Annotated in this window: 6 protein-coding genes and 1 pseudogene; 4 read left to right on the top strand and 3 right to left on the bottom strand. The window is 63.1% G+C overall.

The window, feature by feature from the left end; translation table 11 throughout:
* Positions 1 to 313, bottom strand: a 313-nt coding sequence (locus JHD07_RS12000; RefSeq protein ID WP_291622247.1) for a CoA-transferase, incomplete at its 3' end; no start/stop codon positions are given.
* A 287-nt stretch (positions 314 to 600) separates the two neighbouring features.
* On the opposite strand from JHD07_RS12000, the gene JHD07_RS11995 reads away from it, so the two are divergent.
* The 4 genes from JHD07_RS11995 to JHD07_RS11980 all read left to right on the top strand — a co-directional run bounded on the left by JHD07_RS11995 (position 601) and on the right by JHD07_RS11980 (position 5879).
* Positions 601 to 2484 (top strand): AsmA family protein, encoded by a 1884-nt coding sequence (locus JHD07_RS11995; protein WP_291622250.1) that lies wholly within the window; start codon positions 601 to 603, stop codon positions 2482 to 2484.
* Between the two features lie 194 nt (positions 2485 to 2678).
* Positions 2679 to 4064 (top strand): ABC transporter substrate-binding protein, encoded by a 1386-nt coding sequence (locus JHD07_RS11990; protein WP_291622246.1) that lies wholly within the window; start codon positions 2679 to 2681, stop codon positions 4062 to 4064.
* A 94-nt stretch (positions 4065 to 4158) separates the two neighbouring features.
* Positions 4159 to 5031, top strand: coding sequence for a sugar ABC transporter permease (locus JHD07_RS11985; protein ID WP_291622245.1), 873 nt, complete (start codon positions 4159 to 4161; stop codon positions 5029 to 5031).
* The gene (locus JHD07_RS11980) at positions 5028 to 5879 is read left to right on the top strand and encodes a carbohydrate ABC transporter permease (RefSeq protein WP_291622244.1); all 852 of its coding nucleotides are present in this window, start codon (positions 5028 to 5030) and stop codon (positions 5877 to 5879) included. The genes JHD07_RS11985 and JHD07_RS11980 overlap by 4 nt, the downstream gene beginning before the upstream one ends.
* A 104-nt stretch (positions 5880 to 5983) precedes the next feature.
* Here the strand turns inward: JHD07_RS11980 and JHD07_RS11975 are convergent, their stop codons facing one another.
* Both JHD07_RS11975 and JHD07_RS11970 read right to left on the bottom strand, forming a co-directional pair.
* A complete protein-coding gene (locus JHD07_RS11975; RefSeq protein ID WP_291622243.1) occupies positions 5984 to 6796 on the bottom strand; it encodes an ABC transporter permease subunit in 813 nt (270 codons plus the stop codon).
* Between the two features lie 5 nt (positions 6797 to 6801).
* Positions 6802 to 6983, bottom strand: a pseudogene (locus JHD07_RS11970) (putrescine ABC transporter permease PotH); the annotation flags it as partial.

The following is a 6983-nucleotide window of genomic DNA, read 5'->3' as shown; positions in this document are numbered from 1 at the left end:
CCAGCGTGCCCTGCGGGTTGAATTCGAGTTCCAGCTCGCCGGCGAGGTATTGCTGGGCGAACAACTTGTTCTCGCCGACATAGGACGAGATCATCTTCTTGATCTGGCGGGTTTCAAGCAGGCGGCTGAGGCCGATACCGTCGACGCCGGCGTTGTTGGAGACCACCGTCAGGCCCTTGACACCCGACTCCCTGATCGCGTCCGACAGCTCCTCGGCAATGCCGCAGAGGCCGAAGCCCCCCGACATGATCATCATGTTGTCCTTCAGAATGCCTGACAGAGCCGACTTGGCGTCGGGATAGACCTTGTTCATGCAAATGACCTTCGACTGAACCTACGGCTAGCGGGCATCGCGCCTCATTGGCGGCGATTATTAGGCGAAATCCTCCAAAGCCGTCAATGATACGGGGTTCTCCAGCCCGCCCCTGGGTGATAGAAGCTGCCCAGGCTGGGGGCATAACTATGCGGCGGCCTTGAAAGCGACAAGAAAACCCATCAAGTTGCGGCACTTAACACCATAGCATCCGGGCATCGGCACGCAGGTTCGCGGCCCGCCCTTCCGGCTCCAACGACCGACCCGATCAGGACATGCCATTGACCATGGCCCAAGGAATGAAGCGCCTCGGGACGCCGATCGCGGCGCTGCTCGGCATCGTGCTGATCGCCCTGATCGCGACCTCGTGGCTCATCAACCGCGACGCGCTGCGCAAGGCCGTCGAAGCGCAGATCCGCGACGTCACCGGTCTCGAACTCAATGTGGCAGGCAGTATCGACATCTCCGTGCTGCCGGCGAGCTACATCTCCTTCCGTGACGTCGGCCTCAAGGGCGGCGGCACCAGCGCTCCCGCGCTCCAGGTCGACGTGCTCACGGCCAATTTGCGGCTGCTGCCGCTGCTGCTGCAGCGGTTCGAGATCTCCGACCTGACGCTGCTGCGGCCGCGCATCCATGTCAGCCTCAAGCCGGACGGCGAGAGCAACTGGACACCCTTCATCCAGACCATCGCGCGCACCATGAAGCCAGGGGCCGAGAACCAGGTTTCGTTCTCCGAGATCCGGATCCAGGACGGCGTGCTCGATTACGAGGACGCCGCCACCCATGCCACCGAGAAGTTCGAGGACATCGACCTGTCGCTGGCCTGGCCTTCGATCTCGCGCTCCTTTGCCGCTACCGGGCAGTTCGACTGGCGCGGCGAGCGCGTCGACGGCTCGATCAGCTTTTCCGATTTCGTCGCCGCCCTCTCCGGCGACCGCTCCGGCTTGAAGGCGCGGATTGCCAGTGCGCCGCTCAAGCTCGCCTTCGACGGCAGCGTCGCCAATCGCACCAGCCCGATGATGGAAGGGACCCTCACGATCGACAGCCCGTCCTTGCGCAACGCGCTGCGCTGGACCGGGCAGCCGCAGCCCGCCAGCGGCGGTTTCGGCCGCTTCGCATTGAAGGCGCGCGCCAACGTCGTCGGCCCCTCGATCGCTCTCACCAACGTCAATGTCGAGCTCGACGGCAACACCGCCGAGGGCGTGATGACCTACGCCAACAACGGCCGGCAGACCCTGCAGGCGACACTCGCAGCCGACGCGCTCGACTTCACGCCTTACATCTCGACGTTCCGCCTGCTCGCGAGCGGCGCGCGCGACTGGAACAGGCAGCTGTTCGATCTCAACGGGCTCTCGACCACCGACCTCGACATGCGCCTTTCGGCGGCCAAGCTGACGGTCGGGCCGACCAAGCTCGGCCGCACCGCGATCGGCGCCAATTTGCGCAACGGCACGCTGGCGCTCTCGGTCGGCGAGGCGCAGGTCTATGGCGGCATCGCCAAGGGTTCGTTCGGCATCGCCCGGTCCGATACCGTTGCCGATATCAAGGCGCAGTTCCAGTTCACCGACGTCGATCTCCAGGCCTGCGCCACCGAGCTGTTCGGCCTCAACAAGCTGTCCGGCCGCGGCAACATCAACGTCTCGCTGTTCGCCTCGGGCTCGAGCCCGTTCGGCCTCGTGCAGTCGCTGGACGGCAGCGCCACCGTCACCGGGCACGATGGCGCGATCTCCGGCTTCAATGCCGAGCAGCTCCTCAAGCGCCTGGAGCGGCGGCCGCTGTCAGGCGGCGGCAATTTCCGCAGCGGCTCGACGCCGTACAACAATCTCACCATCGCGGTGAAGTTCTCCGACGGGATCGCCACCGCAGAGGACATCCGCATTGAAGGGCCCGCGGCGAAGATCACATTGACCGGCACTGCCTCGGTGCCGACGCGTGAATACGACATGAAGGGCGTGGCGAGCCTCAACACGGCGTCCGGCTTCCAATTGCCATTCATGGTGCAGGGTCCCTGGGACGATCCCCTGATTTTCCCCGACCCCGAGAGCCTGATCCGGCAATCGCCTGCGGCGTCTCCCTTCCTCGATCTCCTGAAGCAGCGCATCACGGGCGGAAAACGCCCCGAGGGATCGCCGACGGCGGAGAATGCGAAAGAGGGCGCGAAGTCGAACTGACGATCGTGCGCCGTGGAGCGCGCGCGAATTGATCAGGGCGAATTGATGCGGCGATTGCATCGATGCGCGCGTTAATCATCGCCACATCGCGACACCCGACCTAGGTCTGACAACATGCTGCGTTGATTGCGCTACCATCCTGCGCTAGTGTTTCTTCGACCGGTTAAAACACCGGCCGTTTGAGGGAGAAAAACGTGAAATCCAAGGTTATTGGCGCAGTTTCATTGGCGGTCGCTGCGGTTGGGCTGTTTGCCGCCACCGCGCCCGCATTTGCGCAACAGAAGACGATCACGGTCTGGTGGGGCAAGGGCTTCTATCGGTCCGAAGACGACGCGCTGATCGAGACGATCAAGAAATTCGAAGCCAAGACCGGCATCAAGGTGGAACTGTCGCAATACGCGATCCAGGACATGATTCCGAAGACGGTCGCGGCGCTCGACGCCGGCACAGTTCCTGATGTCGCCTATTCCGATTCCTATGACGTGCAGGCGCAGGGCAAGTGGGCCTATGAGGGCAAGCTCGAGGACCTCACGGACATCATGGAGCCGATCAAGGGCCGGTTTGTCCAGAACACCCTGGATGCCTCGATCCTCTACAACGACGTCGCCAAGAAGAAGGCCTATTACGGCTTCCCGCTGAAGCAGCAGAGCATGCACGTCCAGATCTGGGGCGACATGCTGGAGAAGGCCGGCTTCAAGCAGAGCGACATCCCGAACGACTGGACGGGCTATTGGACGTTCTGGTGCGACAAGGTGCAGCCGGCGATCCGCAAGGCGACCGGACAGCGCGTCTACGCCGTCGGCCAGCCCATGGGCGTGGAATCCACCGACTCCTTCCAATCGTTCTACACTTTCATGGACGCCTATCACGTCAAGCTGGTCGACGACGACGGCAAGCTGCTGGTCGACGACCCCAAGGTCCGCGACGGCCTGATCAAGGCGTTGAAGGACTACACCGACACCTACATCAAGGGCTGCACACCGCCCTCCTCGACCACCTGGAAGGACCCGGACAACAACGTCGCCTTCCACAACAAGACGATCGTGATGACCCACAACTTCACGATCTCGATCGCGGCGAAATGGTACGAGGAGTCACAGAATCAGAACCTCACGCCGGAGCAGCGCGAGGCCGGCAAGAAGGCTTATGAGCAGGACATCATCACGGCGTCCTTCCCCAAGGCTCCGGATGGTTCGACCATCCGCTACCGCTCCGACGTCAAGACCGGGCTGATCTTCACCGCGGCCAAGAACAAGGCCGAGGGCAAGCAGTTCATCAGCTTCCTGCTCCAGGAAGAGAACATCCGTCCCTACATCGAGGGCGCGCTCGGCCGCTGGTTCCCGGTGACCAAGGAAAGCCAGGAAAGCCCGTTCTGGCAGGCTGACAAGCACCGCAAGGCCGTCTACACGCAGTTCAAGGGTGGCACCTCTCAGTTCGACTTTACCAGGAACTGGAAGTTCACGATCCTGAACAACGAAAACGTCTGGGCGAAGGCGATGAACCGCGTCGTCAGCGAGAAGGTTCCGGTCGAGAAGGCCGTCGACGAACTGATCGCCCGCATCAAGCAGGTCGCGGGTTAACTCATCCGTCCCTCTCCCCGCCTCGCGGGGAGAGGTGTTAGAACAACACCGGCCGCGTTTCGCGGCCGGCTTCTCTTTGAAGAGTCCGAAAAGAATGGCGATCACGCTCTCTGGCGATCAGGCAATGCCCGGCCCGCCCCTGTCGTCGCGGCTGACCCCGGCGCAGGTCTGGGGCATCGTGCTGCTCGCGCCCTATCTGCTCGTTTTCCTCGCTTTCGTCGTCTATCCCGTCTGCTACGGGCTGTGGCTGGCACGTGATCCCGCGAACTATGTCGCGCTCTACAATGACCCGATCTTCGCGCGCGCTGCCATCAACACGCTGATCTTCCTGGTCGTCGGCATCAACATCAAGATGATGATCGCGCTGTTCCTGTCCGGCTTCTTTGCGGTGCAGCGCACCTGGATCAAATGGCTCTCGGTGATCTTCATCCTGCCCTGGGCGGTGCCGTCGATCCCGACCATTTTGTCGGTGCGCTTCATGCTCAATCCCGAATGGGGCATGATCAACCACGCCATCTTCTCCCTGACCGGCGATGACGGGCCGAACTGGCTGAACGACCCGACCGTGGCGCTCTGCATGGCGATCGCCGTGCACATCTGGAAGTCGCTGCCGTTCTGGACGCTGATTTTGATCACCGGACGCCTTGCGATCTCGCACGATCTGTTCGAGGCCGCCGAGGTCGACGGCGCGAGCTGGTGGCAGAAATTCCGCTACATCACCTGGCCGTCGATGCAGACGCTCTACGTGACCTGCACGCTGCTCTCGATGATCTGGACGCTGGGGGATTTCAACAGCGTTTATCTGCTCACCGGTGGCGGGCCTGCCGACCTCACGCACGTGCTGGCAACGCTCGGCATCCGCTATCTCCGGCTCGACCAGCTCTCGCTCGCGATGGCGTCCATCGTCTGCGCGATGCCGTTCGTCCTGCCGCTCGTGTACTTCATGATGAAACGGTTGTCGCGATGAAGCTCCCCTCTCTCCGTGACGTCGCGACGGAAGCGCGGCTGCTGCTGATCGGCATCCCCGTCTTCCTGTGGACGATGATCCCGATCTATCACATGTTCCTGTTCGCGATCTCCCCGAAGGAGGACGCGTTCTCGGGCAAGCTGTGGCCGGACCATCCGACGCTGCACAACTTCGAGATCGTGTTCAAGCAGCAGCATTATTTCCTGCGCGACTTCTACATCCAGTTCTGGAATTCGACGGTGATCGCCGTCTCCGTCGGCGTGCTGACTCTGTTCATCGCGACCGCCGCGGCGTTCGCGATCTCGCGGCTGAAGGTGCCGGGCGGGCGCGCCGTGCTGAACCTCGCGCTCTTCACCTATTTCATTCCCGCCGCGTTCCTCGCCGTGCCGATGTACCGCACCATGGGCAATTACGGCCTGCTCAACAATCACTGGTCGCTGATCCTGGCGATGGTGACGATCGCCTCGCCTTACGCGATCTGGGTGCTGAAGCAGGCCTCCGACAAGCTGCCGGTCGAGCTGGACGAAGCCGCGGTGATGGACGGCGCCACGACGCTGCAGATCTTCCGCCTGGTCTATCTGCCGCTGATGATGCCCTCGCTGGTCGCGATCGGCACCTATGCGGTGCTGCTGGCCTGGAACGAATATCTCTACGCGTTCCTGCTGCTCTCCAACGACCGCGAGATCACCCTCCCCGTCGCGCTCGGCAACTTCCTCGCCGCCGACGATTCACCGTGGGAGCTGCTGATGACCACCGGCTTCATCTACGCGCTGCCGCCGGCCGCGGTCTATTACGCCTTCCGCCGCTATATGGTGGGCGGGCTCACGGCAGGTGCGGTGAAGTCGTAGCCGTCCCCTTCGTCATTGCGAGCGAAGCGAAGCAATCCAGACCACTAATGCGGATGGACCCTGGATTGCTTCGTCGCAAGAGCTCCTCGCAATGACGGCGGGCCTCACAACGGCGCCGCGCTCTCGCCCTGCGAACTCGACAGTTTCGAGGCGAGCGAGGCGATGACGATGACGACTGCGATCACGGCGATCACCAGCGTGCAGATCGCGTTGATCTCCGGCTTCACGCCGAGCCTGACCTCCGAATAGATCCGGATCGGCAGCGTCGCCGAGCCGGGCCCCGTGGTGAAGCTCGCGATCACGAGATCGTCCAGCGACAGCGTGAAGGCCAGCATCCAGCCTGCGACGATCGCGGGGGCGATCAGCGGCAGCGTCACCGCAACAAAGGCCCGGACAGGATTGCAGCCGAGGTCCATCGCCGCCTCCTCAAGCGAGCGATCGAGTGAGCCGAGCCGGGACTGCACCACCACGGCGACGAAGCACATCGTCAGCGTGGTGTGGGCGATCGTCACCGTCCAGAAGCCGCGTTCGGCATTCAGCGCGACGAACAGCAGCAGCAGCGACAATCCGGTGATCACCTCCGGCATCACCAGCGGCGCATAGAGCATGCCGGAGAACAGCGTGCGGCCGCGGAAACGTTCGCCGCGCGACAGCGCGATCGCCGCGAGCGTTCCGAGCAGCGTGGCGATGGTCGCGGAGGCGACCGAGACCCGCAGGCTCATCCAGGCCGCCTCGATCATGGCGCGATCGTTGAAGAACTCGCGATACCAGCGCAGCGACCAGCCGCCCCATACCGTCACCAGGCGCGAGTCGTTGAAGGAATAGATGACGAGGATGAGGATCGGCAGATAGAGGAACGCCAGCCCCAGGGCCAGCGAGGCGATGTTGAAGCGGGAGAGACGAGAGGCCTTGCGCATCGCCGCTACCTTCCCCGTTCCAGCTGCCGCTTCTGCAGCCGCTCGTACAGCAGCAGCGGCACCAGCAGCACGACCAGCAGCACGATTGCGGCGGCAGAGGCGACCGGCCAGTCCTTGTTGGTGAAGAACTCGAGCCAGAGGGTCTGGCCGATCATCAACGCGTTGGAGCCGGCCAGCAGGTCTGGAA

This window comes from Bradyrhizobium sp. (assembly GCF_016462955.1).
Lineage (GTDB): Bacteria > Pseudomonadota > Alphaproteobacteria > Rhizobiales > Xanthobacteraceae > Bradyrhizobium.
The sequence above is the reverse complement of the archived record's forward strand: the minus strand, read 5'-3'. Positions and strand labels throughout refer to the sequence as shown.